General features: G+C 69.9%; 9 protein-coding genes. All 9 read right to left on the reverse strand.

What is annotated here, in order from left to right; translation table 11 throughout:
• Positions 1-123: 123 nt before the first annotated feature.
• Entirely contained in the window at positions 124-1,887 is a 1,764-nt protein-coding gene (locus OG896_RS33660) for a glycoside hydrolase family 35 protein (RefSeq protein ID WP_328461732.1), read from the reverse strand.
• Between the two features lie 114 nt (positions 1,888-2,001).
• Positions 2,002-3,642: an ABC transporter substrate-binding protein gene (locus OG896_RS33665; protein WP_328461730.1), complete on the reverse strand. Its 1,641-nt coding sequence runs from the start codon at positions 3,640-3,642 to the stop codon at positions 2,002-2,004.
• Positions 3,639-4,700: an ABC transporter ATP-binding protein gene (locus OG896_RS33670; RefSeq protein WP_328461728.1), complete on the reverse strand. Its 1,062-nt coding sequence runs from the start codon at positions 4,698-4,700 to the stop codon at positions 3,639-3,641. The genes OG896_RS33665 and OG896_RS33670 overlap by 4 nt, the downstream gene beginning before the upstream one ends.
• Positions 4,697-5,695, reverse strand: coding sequence for an ABC transporter ATP-binding protein (locus tag OG896_RS33675; RefSeq protein WP_328473863.1), 999 nt, complete (start codon positions 5,693-5,695; stop codon positions 4,697-4,699). Before OG896_RS33675 ends, OG896_RS33670 begins: the two co-directional genes overlap by 4 nt.
• Positions 5,696-5,772: 77 nt before the next feature.
• A complete protein-coding gene (locus OG896_RS33680) occupies positions 5,773-6,690 on the reverse strand; it encodes an ABC transporter permease (RefSeq protein WP_328461727.1) in 918 nt (305 codons plus the stop codon).
• Positions 6,687-7,766: an ABC transporter permease gene (locus tag OG896_RS33685; protein WP_328461726.1), complete on the reverse strand. Its 1,080-nt coding sequence runs from the start codon at positions 7,764-7,766 to the stop codon at positions 6,687-6,689. Before OG896_RS33685 ends, OG896_RS33680 begins: the two co-directional genes overlap by 4 nt.
• A gap of 103 nt (positions 7,767-7,869) precedes the next feature.
• Complete coding sequence (locus OG896_RS33690; RefSeq protein WP_329371430.1) at positions 7,870-11,484, reverse strand: COG1470 family protein; 3,615 nt, start codon at positions 11,482-11,484, stop codon at positions 7,870-7,872.
• 362 nt (positions 11,485-11,846) lie between these two features.
• Positions 11,847-15,479, reverse strand: a complete 3,633-nt coding sequence (locus OG896_RS33695; RefSeq protein ID WP_329371432.1) for a glycoside hydrolase family 3 C-terminal domain-containing protein — start codon at positions 15,477-15,479, stop codon at positions 11,847-11,849.
• A complete protein-coding gene (locus OG896_RS33700) occupies positions 15,479-18,217 on the reverse strand; it encodes an NEW3 domain-containing protein (RefSeq protein WP_329371434.1) in 2,739 nt (912 codons plus the stop codon). Before OG896_RS33700 ends, OG896_RS33695 begins: the two co-directional genes overlap by 1 nt.
• Between the last annotated feature and the right edge of the window lie 8 nt (positions 18,218-18,225).

Raw genomic sequence — 18,225 nt, forward strand, 5'->3', positions numbered from 1 at the left:
CACCACCCGTCGGGTGGTGCGGGCCCGCGGGACCCGTCAGATCCCTTGCGTGCTCGATCGTCCCCCCGGCAGCGGGGGGACGGGCCCTGACGTGCGCGCCGAAGGCAGAGCCTCGGCCCCCGGCTACCCCAGGTCCGGGGCGTCGCGGATGTCGAGGGTGGGGCCTGCCCGGTGGAGTTCCAGGACCACGATCTCGTTGCGGCCGGCGGTCCAGACCGGGGCCGGCGCGTAGAGGGTGCGCTGAGGGCCGCGATCCCAGTAGCGGCCCAGGGCGAAGCCGTTGACCCACACCATGCCCTTGGTCCAGCCGGGCAGCGCGAGGAACCCGTCGGCGGGCGCGTCGAGGTCGGCCTCGACGAGGTGGAAGGCCGGGTGCCGGTCCGCGGGTCGGGGGCTGAACCGGAGCCCGGTCAGGTCGGAGAGGGGCAGCGTGCGGATGTCCCAGCCGAACTGGAAGCGGGTGTCCAGGCGGACCCCGCCGGTGATGCCCTTGCGATCGCCGAGCAGGGGGCCGTAGTTGATCCGGCCCATGTTCTCCACCAGCACTTCCAGATCGGCGCCCTCCGCCGGCACCTCGACCGGCAGTCCGGCCTGCGGGTCGTTGCGATCGAGGACGCCGATGGCGACGCCGTCGAGGAAGACCTGCGCGCGGTCGGCGAGGCCGTCGACGCGCAGCATCGCCGTGGGCACGGGTCCGCTCAGGCGGGTGCGGTAGTGGATCAGTCCGGTGTTCTGTCCGAGTGCCTCCATGGGTTCGGGTGACAGGCGGCGCACCGGGGTGGAGAGGACGTCCAGCGACTCTCGCAGCGTCGTGCTGCCGGTGACGTGCAGCGACCGCGGGGTCAGCCGGTCGGACGGTGGGGGCGGCTCGTGCACGATCCCGCCGGTGTGCCGGGCGATGACGTCCCGGAAGGCGTGGAACTTCGCGGTCAACTCGCCCGCCTCGCCCACCGGGGCCCCGTAGTCGTAGCTGGTGCAGGTGGGTTGGTAAGCGTTCCCGTCGTGGTTGGCGCCGTTCCACCAGCCGAAGTTGGTGCCGCCGTGGCCCATGTAGATGTTGACGGAGGCGCCTCGGGCGAGCATGCGGTCCAGGTCGTCGGCGGCTTCCTCGGGGGCGCGGGTGTGGTGCTTCTCGCCCCAGTGGTCGAACCAGCCGTTCCAGTACTCCATGCACATGAGCGGGCCGGTCGGTCGGTGCCGGCGGAGCGCCGCGAGTGCTTCGTCGGGGTCGGAACCGAAGGTGGCGGTGGCGAGGACTCCGGGGAGGGTGCCGGCGCGCAGGACGGGGTCGGTGGCGCCGTCGGCGGTGAACAGCAGGCAGCCGGCGCCCCGGCGCACCAGCCCCTGCCGCAGGTGTTCGAGGTAGGCGGTGTCGTTGCCGTAGCTTCCGTACTCGTTCTCGATCTGCAGGGCCACCACCGGTCCGCCGTTGCCGGCCAGCAGAGGCACGAGGACGGGCAGCAGCACGTCGAACCAGGCGTCCACGGCCTTCAGATACCGTTCGTCGCCGCGGCGCAGGCGCAGGGCGGGATCGGCCAGGAGCCAGCCGGGCAGACCGCCGAACTCCCATTCCGCGCAGATGTAAGGGCCCGGCCGGACGATGACGTCCAGACCGAGCCGGCCGGCGAGGGTGACGAAGGCGGCGATGTCGGCCGGCCCGGTGAAGTCGTGCTGCCCCGGGGCGGGTTCGTGGACGTTCCAGGCGACATAGGTCTCGACGGTGTTGACGCCCATGGCGCGCAGCCGCCGCAGCCGGTCGTCCCACAGCTGCGGGTGGACCCGGAAGTAGTGGATGGCCGCGGACACGATCTGATGCGGCGCTCCCGCGCGCAGCAGACCGGAATCGGTGAGGGTCAGCTCCGCGCCGGCGGGTGGAGTGGCGGTCACAGCTCTCCTAGGCGAACGAGCGGAAGGGGAACGCCGGGCGGGCGGCAGGGGAGTGCCGCCCGCCCGGAGGTGCCGGGAGGCGTCGATCACGCGGTCCCGGCGTGCGGCCGCCGGTCAGGAGGCCGGCCGCAGGTGCTGGAGCGTCAGCGTGGTGTCCGGGCCGGCGGAGGTGTACGGGGTGTACTGCGCGCTGTCGGGGGTCGGCCAGCCGGTCCAGCGGGAGGTGTTGATGTCGGCGAACGACGCCGAGGCGCCGATCGGCAGGTAGGGCGCCTGCTGGGCGAGGATGTCCAGGGCCGGCCCGGTGAGCCGCGCCAGCTTCGCCGTGTCGGCGGGGTCCACGGCGGCCATCTCCTTGATCAGCTTGGTGTAGGCGGGGTCGTCGAAGCGGCCGAAGTCGGCGGTGGCGGGCTTCCCGAGCGGCTTCGCGTTGTCGCCGCTGAACGCCGCCAGGGCGCCGTAGATGCTGCCGTCGCCGGACGGCGGGGTGAACGCGGTCTCCATGTCGAAGTCGCCGACCGGTTCCTTCTGCACGAAGGTGGCGTCGGGCATGTTCGTCACGGTCACGTCGAGACCCAGGGCCCTCTTCCACTGGTCCTTGAGCGCCGCGCCCATGTCCACCCAGTTGGCGTACGGCTGGTAGACGTCGAGGGTGAGCGGGTAGCTCTTGCCGGCCTTGGTGAGCCGGCCGCCCCGCACGCTCCAACCACCGGCGGCCAGCTCGTTCCTGGCGCCGGCCACGTCCTGCTCCAGGACCTTGCCGGCCAGATCGGACGGAATCCAGGTCCGCCCCAGGGTGTTGTTGAGGCCGGACGGGTTGACGGCCGGCTGCCCGGTGCCCATCACCTTCAGGACGTCGTCCACCTTGAGGGCCTTGGTGAGGGCCTGCCGTACGTGGACATCGCTCGTGGGGCCACGCCGCGTGTTGAACAGCACGCCTTCCGAGCCGATGAGGGCGTACACCTGGTACTGGTGGTGCGCGGCGTCCGGCGCCACGAAGTTCTGCTGCGCGCCCTGCCAGGACATGGTGCTCCAGTCCAGCTGGTTCTTCAGCAGCAGGCTCCTCGTGCTGGACTCCTGGGCCGCGACGATCGCCACCTTCTTCACGTGCGGGAAGGCGCCGTTCCAGTAGTCGCCGCGGATCTTCAGGGTGATCTGCTGGGGGCTGAAGGAGTCGAGCGACACCGGGCCGGTGCCGACCGGATCGGGGTTGGTGTACGTCTTCAGGTTCCGGGTCGCCCAGATGTGCTCCGGATAGATGTCCCGTCTGCCGAACGCGCTCAGGTCGGTGAAGGCGGGCTTGGGGTAGTGCACCACGACCGTCGACGCGTCGGGCGCGTCGACGGACGTGTACTGGGCCCCGGTCACGTTCAGCTCGGGGTGTTCGAGGGGGACGTCGAGGCTGAACTTCACGTCGTTCGCGGTGAACGCCCGGCCGTCGGACCACTTGACCCCGCCGTGCAGGTGGAAGGTGAGGGTCCTGCCGCCGTCGCTGAACGCCCAGGAGTCGGCGAGCCACTTCTGCGGTGTGGTGTGCTGCGGGTCCACCCGGAGCAGGGGCTCGTAGAAGAACGACACACCGGCGTTGGGCGCGGGGGCGAACGGGTTCCAGCCCTTCTGGAACGACTGGGTGGGTCCGGTGGTCAGCCGCACCGTGTCCGTCGCCGAGGACGACGTGCTGTGGGTGGTGCTGCACGCGGACAGCACGCAGCAGGTGGCGGCCATCGCGATCCCGGCACTCAGCAGGCGCTTCATGGGCGGTCCTTTCCGATGGGGTGCTCTTCGAGTTCGGCCGAACGGCCGTGTTGGTGCAGCCAGCAGTGCGCCCACTGGCCGTCGTCGAACGTGGTGCGCTCCGGGAACGAGCGCCGGCAGTCGTCCATCGCGAACGGGCAGCGGGGATGGAACCGGCAGCCGGCGGGCGGGTCGGTCAGGTCCGGTGGTTCCCCCGGGTCCGCGGTGCCCGGCTGGTCCCGCAGCCCGCCACCCGGCCGGTCAGGATCGGGGGAGGCGTCGACGAGCAGCCGGGTGTAGGGGTGTTTGGGCGACTGGATCACCGCCTCCTTGGGCCCGCCCTCGACCATCTGCCCCGCGTACATCACCCGGACCTCGTCGCACAGGTAGCGGGCGCCGGCGATGTCGTGGGTGATGTAGAGCAGTGCGAGGCCGTCCTCGTCACGCAGCTTCGCCAGCAGGTTGAGTACGTCCAGCCGGATGGAGACGTCCAGCATGCTGATGGGCTCGTCGCCGAGCAGGACGGTCGGCCGCACGGCCAGCGCTCTGGCGATGGAGATCCGCTGGAGCTGCCCGCCGGACATCTCGTGCGGGCGCTTGTCGATGAACTCCTCGGCGGGGGTCAGATTGACCTTCCGCAGCAACTCCAGTACCTGCCGCTCGACTTCGGCGCGGGTGCGGGCGTGGCCGTGGATCTGCAGGGCGCGTCCCAGGATGTGCCGCACCCGGTGCAGCCGGTTCAGCGACGAGAAGGGGTCCTGGAAGATCAGCTGGACCTGGCGGAAGTAGCCGGGCCCGGCCTTGGGCGCCGGCCGGCCGGCCAGCCGGATCTCCCCGGAGGTGACGGGATGGAACTGGGCCAGCAGCCTGGCCAGCGTGGTCTTGCCGCTGCCGCTCTCGCCCACCAGGGCCACGACCCGCCCTTGACGCAAGGTGACGCTCGCGTGCTCGACGGCGTGTACGGTGGACTTGCGGCCGAGGGAGTCCCGCACGGTGAAGTGCTTGGTGACGTCGACCGCTTCCAGCACGGTGGCGGCGTCGTCGTGGCGGGACCCTGCGTCCGGTGTCGTGGAGGTCATGGAGTCATCACCTGTCCGTCGGGGTGCTGGTGCAGCACGCAGGCCACCTGCCGGTCGCCGGTGTCGGAGGGGACGGCCCGCAGTTCGGGCAGGACGTGCGTGCAGGCGTCCCTGCGATGGGCACACCGGGGCGCGAAGGCGCACCCCGGTGGCGGGTTGCGCAGGTCGGGTGGGCTGCCGGGAATGCTGGACAGCCGTGACAAAGGAGCGTGCAGCGGCGGGAAGGCGTCACGCAGCCCGCGCGTGTAGGGGTGCTTCGGATCGGAGTAGAGCTGCCGTGCCGGGCCGGTCTCCACGACGCGCCCGCCGTACATGATGGCGATCCGGTCGGCGAGTTCGATGAGCAGGGACAGATCGTGGGTCACGAAGATCACGGCGAAGCCCAGCTCCCGCTGGAGGCGGAGGATCTGGATCAGGATCTGCCGCTGCATCACCACGTCCACGGCCGTGGTCGGTTCGTCCATCACGACGAGTTCCGGATCGCAGGCCAGGGCGAGGGCGATCAGGGCGCGCTGCCGCATCCCGCCGGACAGCTCGTGGGGGTAGGAGCGGGCGCGGTCGGGTGCGATGCCGACCATGCGCAGCAGCCGGGCGGTGCGTGCGTCGGTCTCCGCGCGGCTGATGCCCTTGTGATGCTCGGCGATGACGTCGGCGAACTGCGCGCCCAGCCGCATGACCGGGTTGAACGCGGCCATCGCGCTCTGCAGGACGATCGACAGCTCCGTCCACCGCAGGCGCCGCAGCCCGCGCTCGTCCAGCGTGACCAGGTCCACCGGCTCCCGGCCCGGCGGGTGGTAGCGGATCTGGCCGCCGGTGGTGAGTGCCGGCGGGCGCTGCAGGCGGGTGAGGGCCGTGACCAGGGTGCTCTTGCCCGAACCGGACTCCCCGGCGATACCCAGGATCTCGCCGCGCCGCAAGGTGAGCGACACGTCCTGGCAAGCAGGCACGGGGCCCTTGTCGGTGACGTACTCGACCGTCAGGGCCGACACCTCCATGAGGAGTTCGCTGCCCGTCGACGCGGGAGCCGGCGAGGGCTGCGGTGTCTGCGAGGACCGCGGTGTCCGCGAGGTGTTCACGCCGCCTCCCGGACGGTACGGCCGGAGCGTCGCGATGCCAGATACGCCGCCGACCGGCGACGAGCGGCGCCGCTGTGGTACTTGAGGGTGGGGTTGCCGATCTCGTCCACCCCGAAGTTCACCAGGGCGGTGGCGGTGCCGATGAGCGCGATGCACAGTCCGGGCGGTGCGAACCACCACCACATGCCCCGCAGCACGCCTTCCTGCTGCTGGGCCAGGGCGATCATCGTTCCCCAGGTGATGGTGTCGCCGCCGCCGATGCCCAGGAAGCGCAGACCCGCTTCCGAGAAGACCCCGATCACCACCGCGCGCAGGAACAGCGACGACAGGAGTCCGGTCAGGTGCGGCATGATCTCCACGAAGATCATCCGCCGGCGGCTCTCGCCGATCATGCGCAGGGCGACGGCGAAGTCGCGGGTGCGCAGCGAGAGCGTCTGCGCCCGCAGGTAGCGGGCGGAGACCGGCCACTCGAAGACCGCGATCAGCACGGCGATCGTGAGGGAGCTGACCTTGCTGAGGTAGCCGGCCACGACGAGCATCAACGGAAAGCTCGGCAGCGTGGCGAAGACGTTGGTGAAGGAGGTCAGGACCTGGTCGGTCCTGCCACCCAGGAAGCCGCCGGTGACCCCGATCAGCATCGCCAGGGCGGTGGCCAGCAGTCCGGAGACCAAGCCCACCACCACCGAACCGCGGCAGCCGGTGATCAGTTGGGCCAGCACGTCCTGCCCCGACGTGGTGGTGCCCAGCAGATGGCGGCCGGAGGGCGCGGCGCCCAGGGCGGAGTAGTCGATACGGTGCGGATCGGTTCCGAACACGCTGCCGACCAGCCACGGCCCGATGAGGGCGAGCAGGACGAAGGCGCCGAAGACGACCAGCCCGGTGCGGACCTTGCCGCTGGCCAGGAACTCCCTCACCGCTCCTCCCTGGTCCTCGGGTCCAGCAGGACGTAGACCGAGTCGGCGATGAGGTTCGCCACGAGAACGCCCAGCGTGATCATGAGGAAGATCGTCTGCATGAGCAGGTAGTCGTGACTGGTGACGGCCTGGTAGAGCAGGTAGCCGAGGCCCGGATAGGTGAAGACGATCTCGGCGAAGACGACTCCGCCGAAGATCGAGCCCAACGCCAGGGCGAGCCCGCTCACATTGGGCAGCAGGGCGTTGCGCGCGGCGTAGCGCAGCATCACCCGGCGCCGGCTCAGGCCCTTGGCCCGGGCGAGCAGTACGTAGTCCTCACTGACCGTGGTGACCATGACATTGCGCATGGAGAACGACCATCCGTTGACGCCGATGAAGATCAGGGTGAACGCCGGCAGGGCGCCGTAGCGGAGCACGCTGAGCAGGAACCAGAAGTTGTTGAGCTGGAAGGGGACGTTCGGGTCGTAGCCACCGGAGATCGGGAACCAGCCCAGCGAGAACCCGAAGACGTACACCACCAGCAGGGCGAGCCAGAAGGGCGGAAGGGAGTACAGAAAGGTGGTGACGGGGGTGAAGACCGAGTCGAAGCGGCCGCCCGGCCGCCAGCCGGTGTAGGCGCCGGCGAGCGTGCCGAGCAGCCACCCGAGAACGGTCGTGCTGCCGGCCAGCAGCAGGGTCCAGGGGAGCGCCTGGGCCACCAGGCTCGACACCGGTGTCGGGTAGTGGCTGGTCGACAGCCCGAAGTCCAGGTGGGCGAGGCTGTCCCAGTAGCTGAGGTACTGGTGGAAGAGGTCGTGGGTCGGGTCACCGTAGAACAGCCGCACCGCCTTGACGCTCGCGGCGTTGGGCGCCGCGCCCGTGGTCTGCTGGAGGCTCTTCAGCAGTGACGCCGCGGGGTCGCCCGGCATGAACCGCGGAATCAGGAAGTTCAAGGTGATGGCGGCCCACGCCGTCACGAGGTAGAACCCCAGCCGGCGCAGCAGGAACATCCATCGCGCCGGGGAGCCCGACGGTGTCCGGCGCCCTCTCAGGACAGCGGGCGGCGCCTCGGCCGCCTGGGTCAGTGCATCAGCCATCCCCGCTCCGTTTCGTTCGTCGACGTCTCGAAGTGCCCGTGGCACAAGGTGAGTTCGATGAGAGGGGCGGCCGGCGCCTTCGAGGGCGCCGGCCGCCGGGGCGTCAGCCGGTCGCGGCGGCGAAGATGTGCAGGCCGCTCGCGTCGGGCAGGGTCAGGTAGGCGACGGTCTTGCCCGCCTTGAGGCCGACGGTGGCGCCGTAGATGTTGACGGGGATGTCGGTGCTGCCGCCCCGGCCGGCGTTGCGGTGGGGGAGGGTGGCGAGGATGTCGGTGCCGGTCGCGGGGCTGGTGCGGGTCCAGTCGTTGACGGTGAGGGAGTAGGTCTGGGTGGTGCCGTCGGTGTAGGTGACGGTGCCGGTGCCCGAGACGTCGCCGGTGCCGGTGGCCAGGAAGCCGAGCGTGGCGCCGGTGCCGGTGAGCGCGATGGTCTGGCCGTTGGCGTTGACGTTGTCGGGTGCGCCGGATGCGGCGTCCGGCCAGGTGAAGGTGACGCCGTCGTGGGTGACCTGGGCTCCGGGGGTGAGGCCGGCCGCGGTGAGGGTCTGTGCCGACAGGCTTCGGCCGCCGCCGTCCAGGTCGCCCGCCGCGGGGTTGCTGTCGTCGCTGATGCCGGCGTTGTCGAACGCGGCCCGGACGGAGCCGTAGGGGACGGCGATCTGGCCGTCGGCCTCGTCGGTGACGGGTGAGCCGCGGTAAGTGGCCTTGGCGGTCAGGGTGTTGGCGCCGGGCTTGGCGTCGGCGGGCGGGGTGACCTGCCAGGTGGTCGTGGCGGTCTGTCCGGCCTTGAGGGAGGGGAACGTCGCCGGGGTGGTCGCTTTGGCGGTCCAGCCCGCGGGTGTCGTCAGGGCGACGGTGGCGTCGGGCAGGTCACGGGTGCTGCCGTTGGTGTAGGTGGTGGTCACGGTGCCGGTGGCACCGGCCTTGACGAGCGCGGGCGTGGTGATCGCCACGGGGTCGGGCACCGTGATCTGTGCGGTGGTCTCGGTGCTGGTCCGGGCGCCGTCGTAGGTGGCTTGTGTCACCAGGGGGTTGGCGCCCGGCTTGGCATCGGCGGGGGGTGTGAGGTGCCAGGTGGCGGTCATGGTCCTGCCGGGGGCGAGGGTGTGGGTGCCGGCGCCGTGGGTGGCTTTGGCGGTCCAGCCCTTGGGCACGACCAGGGACAGGGTGGTGTGGTGGAGGGTGGTGGTGCCGGTGTTGGTGTAGGTCGAGGTGACCGTGGCGGTGCTGCCGCGCTGGACGGTGGTCGGGGCGTCGAGGGTGACCGGGGCTTTGACGTGTTGGGGTGCGCTGTAGGTGAGGAAGCGGATCTTGGCGGTGGAGCCGTTGGTGCCGGTCGCGGTGTAGCTGATGTTCTGGTCGCCGGTGGTGTAGGTGGCGGCGCCTTGGGCGGTGACGGTGGTGAGTTGGTGCCAGGTTTTGTCGTAGACCTTGGCGGTGCTGGTGCCGTCGGCGACGAGGTAGCCGTCGGTGGGCACGGTGGCGGGGAAGGTGACGGTCTTGCCGTTGAGGGTGACCGACGGGTTCGTCACGCTGCCGCCGGAAGCCTGCAACTGGAACTGCAGCGGCTGCGCGTCATGCGTGTTCGTGTACTTCCATGTGCTGGTGGTGCCGTCGCTCGGCGCGGTGACGGCGTCAGCGGGGTATTCGACGTTGTAGAGGTTCCACTCCTTGCCCGGTCGCACGGTCTCCAGGTGCCAGTAGGAACTCATGTCCTGCATGGCCGTCATCTGGGTCTGGGTGAAGGCGTGGGCGTTGCGGGCGGCCTCCCATTCCTTCCAGGCGCCCAGGACCTGGTCGGTGTTGCCGCTCGACTTGAGCGCCGCGACGCTGGTCTGCATGCCGGCGCCGGCGTTGAAGGCCGCCATCTTCGACAGCTCCCATTCCTGGGACAGCACGGAATCGCCGGGACCGTAGCCGCGCCAGCCCATCATGTGGGGCATGTAGTTCCGGTCGTAGTACGGCTGGAACTGCATCGCGGTGGGTGGCCAGCCGGTCCCGCCCAGGTCGCCGTTCTCCGCGCCCCAGCCCACCCGGGTGGTCGCGTCCCACGTGCCCGGCAGCAGGTTGCTGGCCTCGGAGATGAAGTCGTCGCCGCTGTCGAGCTTGCGGTACGTGCCGTTGACCAGCTTGGTGGTGCCGAACAGCCCGTAGCCGGCCAACGAGGCGGTCTCCAGGCCGTCGTAGGACATGGCCTTGACACCGGTGGTGTTGGAGATCTGGGCGAGCCGGCCGGCTATCTGGTCCATCAGGGGCATGCCCCCGACGAACTGGCCGTAGGCGTACCGCTGGATGCGGGTCAGGTCGCTGCCGGCCGGCTCGGCGGCCGCGGTGGTCCCCCACATGGCGCGGGAGTCGAGGGTGACCTGGTATTCGGTGGCGGAGCCGGGGACCTTGGTCACGGCGCCGTAGCTCAGGAGTTCGTCGCCGACGCGCAGGATGTTCTCGTTGCCGCCGGTGAAGATGGCGTTGCCGTCGACGTAGGCGGTCTTGGCGTCCGCGGCCAGCGGGCGGGTGAGCTTGACCGAACCCATGGTGGCGAGCCCGTCGCTGGGCACCGGGGTGGCATAGGGGTCGTTGGTGTCGATCAGGTTCGACAGCGTGTGGACCCCGACCTTGAGCCCGTAGTCGGCCGCGGTGTCGACCAGGCCGGCGGCGCCGGCGTCCGAGCCGCCGAAGGCGGAGTCGAACTGGTAGTGACCGGACGACTGCCACGGTCCGTTGACGCCCGGCAGCGAGTAGAGGTAGCGAATCCCGGCCTTGTTGGCGTACTTGCTGGCGTCCGTGACGTCGGCGGTGCCGAGGTCGCTCAGCACCAGGAAGGACTGGGAGGCGCCCTGCGAGGTCTTCTCCCACTGGCCGTCGACCTTGGTGTGCGGAAGGCCCTGCCCGGTCTCGATGTGCGAGAGGGTGTTGAGGACGTCGCCGGGCGCGGTGCCGAACAGCGCGATCTTCGAGCCCTTGATCTGCGCGTCGCCGCCGCTCAACGGGGGGATGGGCTCGTTCGACTCGTGCTCGTCGTCCCACCCCACGTAGCGGTGGCGGGTCTTGGTGTAGTCGTACGTGTACGCCTGCAGGATGCTGCCCCAGGTCGTCTGGTGCGCGGCGAACCAGCCGTACGGCCAGTTGAAGAGCGGCTCCTGGGTTCCCTCGGTGTAGCTCATGCTCTTGAACTCGTCCGGCCAGCCGGCGGGGGTCTTGTCGTTGAGCCCGTGGATGCCGATCGCGAAGTCGCTGTCGTGGACCACCCCGACGGTCTCACCGACGGTCTGGGTGATGCTGGTGGTGATCGGCCCCCACAGCAGGGTCTCCACGTCCACCCCGGACGGGGCGTCGAGGCTGGTCACCTCGAACGTCGAATAGCCGGCGCCGGCGGCGACGCGGACGCCGACCTTGATGTTCTTCCCGCCGAAGGTGAAGGTGTACGTCGACTTCGCCGCGTTGTACGACAGGGCAGTGGGCTTCTGCTCGGCTCCGCCGACGACGAGCCTGATCAGCGGGGTCTTGTGCTGGGGATCGGCGTAGTTCCGGTCGTGTGCGGGGTCGATCAGGCTGGTGACCGTGCCCGTGGAGTCCAGCCCGATGCGCAGCGCACCGGCCTGGATGGTGAACCGGCTCCCGGTGGACGCGGCGTGCGCGGCGGGCGCGAAGCCTGCCGCCATGGCGAGCACCAGTACCGGTGCCGCTGCTCTCAGGGTCGTGCTTCGGCGCTTTCTCACGAGTTCTCCTCTTCTGGGTGGATGAGTGCGGGTGTGGTGACCTGCCGTGTGGACATGACGGACTGCCCGGGGGCGACGCGGTCGGTGAGGTCGCCCGACCATGAACCCGTCGGCGCGCGGCAGAGCTACCGAGGTGTTGCGGACAGCGCGGAGCCGGTGCCGGCGGACATCGTGGTCACCGGCGTGCTGGAACCGGCCTCGCGCTGCCCGCGGCCGGGTCGTGCTGACGGTGGGTCAGTGGTGCACGGTGATGGCCACGGAACCGGTGACGCCGTTGACGGTCGCGGCCATGACCTGGCCCGGACGCTCATGCGTACTCGCCGATGTGCAGGGGGCATCCGAGGCCGGCTCCCCGTCGCGGGTCAGCCGATCGCGGTGGCGAAGACGTGCAGGCTCGGCGCGTCGGGGAGGGTCAGGTAGGCGACCGTCTTGCCGGGCTGGAGGGCGACGGTGGTGCCGTAGACGTGGACGGGGATGTCGGTACTGCCGCCTCCGCTGGCGTTGCGGTGGGGGAGGGTGGCGAGGATGTCGCTGCCGGGGGCGGAGGCGTTGTTGTCGGTCCAGTCGTTGACGGCGAGGGAGTAGGTCTGGGTGGTGCCGTCGGTGTAGGTGACGGTGCCGGTGCCCGAGGCGTCGCCCGCGCCGGTGGCCAGGAAGCCGAGCGTGCCGCCGGTTCCGGTGAGCGGGAAGGACTGGCCGCCGGCGATGACGTTGTCGGGTGTGCCGGGTGCGGAGTTCGGCCAGGTGAAGGTCACGCCGTCATGGGTGACCTGGGCCCCGGGGGTGAGCCCGGCCGCGGCGAGGGTCTGGGCCGAGAAGCTCCGGCCGCCGCCGTCGAAGTCACCCTCGCCGGGGGAGGCGTCGTCGCTGATCCCGACGTTGTCGAACGTGGCGCTCACCGAGGGATAGGCCACCACGACCTGGCCGACCGTTTCGTCGTCGCTCCGCGCACCGGCGTAGGTGGCCCGCGCCGACAGCGGGTAGCTGCCGGGCTTGGCGTCCGCGGGTGCGGTGATCTGCCAGGTGGACGTGACGGACCGCCCGGGGGCGATCGCGGCGAAGGCGGTCGGCGAGGTCGCCCGCACGGTGAGTCCGCTCGCAGGCGTCAGGGCCACCGAGGCGTTCCGCAGCGTGCGGGAGCCGGAGTTGGTGTACGTCGTGGTCACCGTCGTGGTGGAGCCGGCCTTCGCGATCTGCGGCGCGGTGACGGCGAGCGTGTGGTGCACGGTGATCGGCACGGAACCGGTGACGCCGTCGACGGTCGCCTTGATCGTGGCGACGCCGTTGCCGACGGCGGTGACGAGGCCCTTGCCGTCGACCGTGGCCACGGAGGGGTCGCTGCTGCTGTAGCGGACGTGTGCCTTGGCCAGGTCGAGGAACGAGCCGTCGTTGGCGACCGCCTCCACGACGTGGTCGGCCTGGACGCTCATATTGCGGTCCGGTTCATTGGCAGGCGTGGTGTCGTCCTTGATCCACTGGTTCCTGCCGGTGAGGTCGAGGGTCTCGCCCGCCGTGTACTCCACGTTCTCCGGCTGCACCGTGACGGTCTGCACCTTCGGTGTCCAGGTGCCGTGCACGTCCACCGTGGCGGCACCGGCGATGTCGGCGGCGTCCGGGCCGACCTGGAACCGGTAGGGGCCGTCGTGGACGACGTTCTTCGCCGCCTTGCTGTCCCACAGGGCCAGGTCGGAGACCTTGACCTGGAGCACGACGTGCTGGCCGGTGCCCGGTTGCAGTACCCGGGTCTTCTCGAATCCCGCCAGCCGCTCCTTGGGGAGTTCCACTCCCGGCACGCTGAACGGCGTCGAAGCGTACAGCTGGGCGACCGTCGCCCCCGGCACGCTGCCGGTGTTCCGCACGTCGAAGCCGACCTTCACCGTGCCGTCGGCCGACACCGAGGACCTGTCGGCCTTGATGTGGGAGTAGGCGAAGGTGCTGTAGCTCAGCCCGTAGCCGAACGGGTACGTCGGTGTCCCGGTGAAGTACTGGTAGGTGCGGCCCAGCCCGCCCGTGGCGGCCGGTGTCAGACCGTAGTCGCTCATCGCCGGCAGCTGCGAGGCGTCCTTGTACCAGGTGAAGTCCAGGTGCCCGCTGGGGTTCTGCTTGCCGAACAGCACGTCCGCCAGCGCATCGCCCTGGCTCTCCCCGTTGTAGGAGCTGTAGACCACGGCGGGGAACTCGCCCTGGACGTCGTCGATTCTGACCGGACCGTCCGACTGGATCGCCAGCGCGGTACGGGGGTTCCCGATCGCCGTCACCTGGCTGATCAGGGAGTCGTAGTTGCCCGGCATGTTCAGGTTGCCGCGATCGAGGCCCTCGTTCGTGTTGTCCGTCGTGGTGCCGACGAACACCACGACCAGGTCGGCGCTCTTGATGTCCGCGGTGGTCCGCGCGGACAGCACCGCGGGTGTGCCGGAGTTCGCGGTGGAGGAGGTGTTCGCCGCGTCGAAGACCACGTCGGCGCCCGGGTGGGCGGCCTTGACCTGGTCGGTGATGCCCTGCACGGCACTGACCTGGAGCTTGGGGGAGCTGGAGTAGCCGCCGAGGGTCACCTGGTCGGCCAGGTTCCCGAGGATGACGACCTTGCCGAGCTTGGCGGGGTCCGCCGGCAGCAGCGGCGCGTTCGTCCCGGCCACCTTGTCGTTCTTCAGCAGCACCAGCGAGTTGTCCGCGACCTTCCGCGCCAGCGACTGGTGCGCCGGAGACTGGATCACGTCCTTGGTGATCTTCGTGTAGGGGTTCTCGCTCGGGGGGTCGAACTCGCCGGTCTCCATGCGGACGGTGAACATGTGCACCAGCGCGTTGTCGATCACCCCCTCGCTGAGCACACCGTCCTTGATCGCCTCCCCGATGTTCTGCGGGGTCGCCTCGGGGCCGCCGCAGTTGGAGTCGGTGCCGGCCCGCAGCGCCCAGGCCTGCCCGCCCGCCATGGCAGGGATCTTCTGCCCGGTGGCGGTGTCGGTCCAGGTGCCGCCGCGGCCCTGCTTGTCGGTGGTCCACCCGGGCGGAGCCCAGTTGGCGCCGGACCCGCCGTTTCCGTACACCGTCTCCACGCCGCCGCAGTCGGAGGTGGTGTACCCGTCGAAACCGTAACTGCGCTGGGCGATCTGGTTGTCCAGGTACGTGTTCGCCACCGTCGGGGTGCCGTTGACCTCGTCGTACGCGGTCATCAGTCCGGCGACGTGGGAGTTCTCGATCAGGCTCTTGAACGGCGCGGTGTAGTAGTCGTGGATGTCCGCGTCGCCGGCGACCGAGTCGCTGGCGAACCGGTTGTCCTCCACGTTGTAGAGGGAGTAGTGCTTGGCCGTCGCGGCGACCTTCAGGTACTTCCCGGTCGGCTTGCCGTCCGGTGTCTGGCCCTGGTCGCCGTTGACGTAGGCGCCGGCCATCTGCGCGACCAGGTACGGGTCCTCGCCGAAGGCCTCGTTGGTGCGGCCCCATCGCGGGTCGCGGTCCATGTTGACGTTGGGCGCCCAGTAGGACAGCGCGCCGTAGTTCGCCGCCGACAGTCCCAGGTCGTTCTGCGCGACGCCCCACAGGGACTTGTCCAGGAAACCGCGTGCCTCGTCCGAGATCGCGGTGGTCTCCTGGTACATCAGGCTCTTGTCCCAGCTCATCGTGGCGGCGAAGTTGCTGGGGAAGCTCGTCGCGTGCACCGGCTTGTGGGCGCCGCCGTCGGTCGGTCCCGGGTCGGTGTCGTTCCCGAGGTCGTTGACGCCGTGCTGGCCTTCACTGCCGTAGGAGTAGTCCTGTACTCCGAGCCGGGGGATGCCGCCGATGCCGTCGGAGTTCAGCTGCTGGACCTTCTCGTCGAGCGTCATCCGCGAGACCAGGTCGGCGGCGCGCTCCTGGAAGGAGTAGTGGGTGTCCAGGTAGATCGGTTCGGTGTCCGCTGCCGCCGCCGGTCGCGAGAATCCGGCCAGGCCGCTCACACAGACCAGCGACGAGAGCACGGCCAGGAGAACGCGCCGGCGCGGGGAACTGCGGTGTGCCATCAGCTGACTCCTCGATCGCGTGACTGAGCGGGCACCGTGATCTGTGCGGTGGTCTCGGTGCTGGTCCGGGCGCCGTCGTAGGTGGCTTGTGTCACCAGGGGGTTGGCGCCCGGCTTGGCATCGGCGGGGGGTGTGAGGTGCCAGGTGGCGGTCATGGTCCTGCCGGGGGCGAGGGTGTGGGTGCCGGCGCCGTGGGTGGCTTTGGCGGTCCAGCCCTTGGGCACGACCAGGGACAGGGTGGTGTGGTGGAGGGTGGTGGTGCCGGTGTTGGTGTAGGTCGAGGTGACCGTGGCGGTGCTGCCGCGCTGGACGGTGGTCGGGGCGTCGAGGGTGACCGGGGCTTTGACGTGTTGGGGTGCGCTGTAGGTGAGGAAGCGGATCTTGGCGGTGGAGCCGTTGGTGCCGGTCGCGGTGTAGCTGATGTTCTGGTCGCCGGTGGTGTAGGTGGCGGCGCCTTGGGCGGTGACGGTGGTGAGTTGGTGCCAGGTTTTGTCGTAGACCTTGGCGGTGCTGGTGCCGTCGGCGACGAGGTAGCCGTCGGTGGGCACGGTGGCGGGGAAGGTGACGGTCTTGCCGTTGAGGGTGACCGACGGGTTCGTCACGCTGCCGCCGGAAGCCTGCAACTGGAACTGCAGCGGCTGCGCGTCATGCGTGTTCGTGTACTTCCATGTGCTGGTGGTGCCGTCGCTCGGCGCGGTGACGGCGTCAGCGGGGTATTCGACGTTGTAGAGGTTCCACTCCTTGCCCGGTCGCACGGTCTCCAGGTGCCAGTAGGAGTTCGGGTCCTGCATGGCCGTCATCTGGGTCTGGGTGAAGGCGTGGGCGTTGCGGGCGGCCTCCCATTCCTTCCAGGCGCCCAGGACCTGGTCGGTGTTGCCGCTCGACTTGAGGGCGGAGACGCTGGCCTGTAGTCCGGCGCCGGCGTTGAAGGCGGCCATCTTGGAGAGCTGCCACTCCTGGGAGAGGACCGAGTCGCTCGGACTGTAGGAGACCCAGCCCATCATCTGGGGCAGGTAGTTGCGCTGGTAGTAGGACTGGTGGTCGTAGCGCTCCTGCAGGCTGGTGCAACAGGTCTCGCCCCAGCTCGCCCGGCCGGTCGCGTCCCAGGTGCCCGGAAGGACGTTGCTGGCCTCGGAGATGAAGTCGTCGGTGGAGTCGATCTTCCGGTACATGCCGTTGACCAGCTTGTTGGTCGCGAAGGTTCCGTACCCGGTGAGGGTGGCGGTCTCCAGGCCGTCGAAGGACATGGCCTTGATCCCGGTGGTGTTGAAGATCTGCGCGAGCCGGCCGGCGACCTCGGGGATCTGCGGCATGCCGGCGACGAACTCGCCGTAGGCGTAGCGCTGCATCCGGGTCAGGTCCGTGCCGGCCGGGTACGAGGCCGCGGTCGTCCCCCACAGGGCGCGGGAGTCGATGGCGACCTGGTACTCGCTCGCGGAGCCCGGCACCTTGGTCACCGCGCCGAAGTTCAGCAGTTCGTCCCCGACCCGCAGGACGTTCTCGTTCCCGCCGGTGAACACGGAGTCCGAGTCGACGTACACCGTCTTCGACGTCGCATCCAGTGGCCTGGTCAGCTTGACCGAGCCCATCGTCGCCAGCCCCTGATCGGGAACCGGCGTCACATACGGGTCGTTGGTGTCGACCAGATTGGACAGGGTGTGCACGCCCACTCGTTCCCCGCCGGTCGCCGCCGTGGCGGCCAGCCGGGTCGCGCCGGCGTCCGAGCCACCGAAGGCGGAGTCGAACCGGTAGTGCCCGGCGGACTGCCACGGCCCGTCCGCGCCCGGCAGCGAGTAGACGTAGCGCATCCCCGCCTGGGTGGCGTACTTGTCGGCGTCCGTGACGTCGGCGGTGTCGAGGTCGCTCAGGACCAGGAAGGACTGGGACGCGCCCTGTGAGGTCTTCTCCCACTGGCCGTCCACTTTCGTGTGTGGCAGGCCCTGCCCGGTCTCGATGTGCGAGAGGGTGTTGAGGACGTCGCCGGGCGCGGTGCCGAACAGCGCGATCTTGGAGCCCTTGATCTGCGCGTCGTCGCCGCTCAACGCGGGGACCGGCTCGTTCGGTTCGTGGCTGTCCCCCCATCCCACGTACCGGTGGCGGGTCTTGGTGTAGTCGTACGTGTACGCCTGCAGGATGCTGCCCCAGTCGGTCTGGGACGCGCTGAACCAGCCGAAGGCCCAACTGGACGAAACGCCGACCTTCGGGGGCCCGTCGGGGTAGGTCAGGTTGTCGTACTCGTCGGGCCAGCCGCCGACCGTCTTGTCGTTGAGTTCGTGGATGCCGATCGCGAAGTCGCCGTCGTGGACCACCCCGACGGTCTCACCGACGGTCTGGGTGATGCTGGTGGTGATCGGGCCCCACAGCAGGGTCTGCACGTCCACTCCGGCGGGGGCGTCGACGCTGGTCGCTTCGAGCGTGGAGTAGCCGGCGTCGGCGGTGACGCGGACGCCGACCGTGACGCCCTTCCCGCCGAAGGTGAAGGTGTACGTCGACTTCGCCGCGTCGTAGGACAGGGCGGTGGGCCTCTGCTCGGCGCCGTCGACGACGAGCCTGATCAGCGGGGTCCGATGCTGGGCGTCGGCGTAGTCCCGGTGGTGGGCCGGGTCGATCAGGCTGGTGACCGTGCCCGTGGAGTCCAGGCCGATGCGCAGCGCACCGGCCTGGATGGTGAACTGGCGTGCGGTGGAGGCGGCCTGCGCGGCAGGCGCGAAACCGGCCGCCATGACGAGGACCAGCACCGGTACCG

The sequence above is a fragment of the Streptomyces sp. NBC_00669 genome (assembly GCF_036226785.1).
Lineage (GTDB): Bacteria > Actinomycetota > Actinomycetes > Streptomycetales > Streptomycetaceae > Actinacidiphila.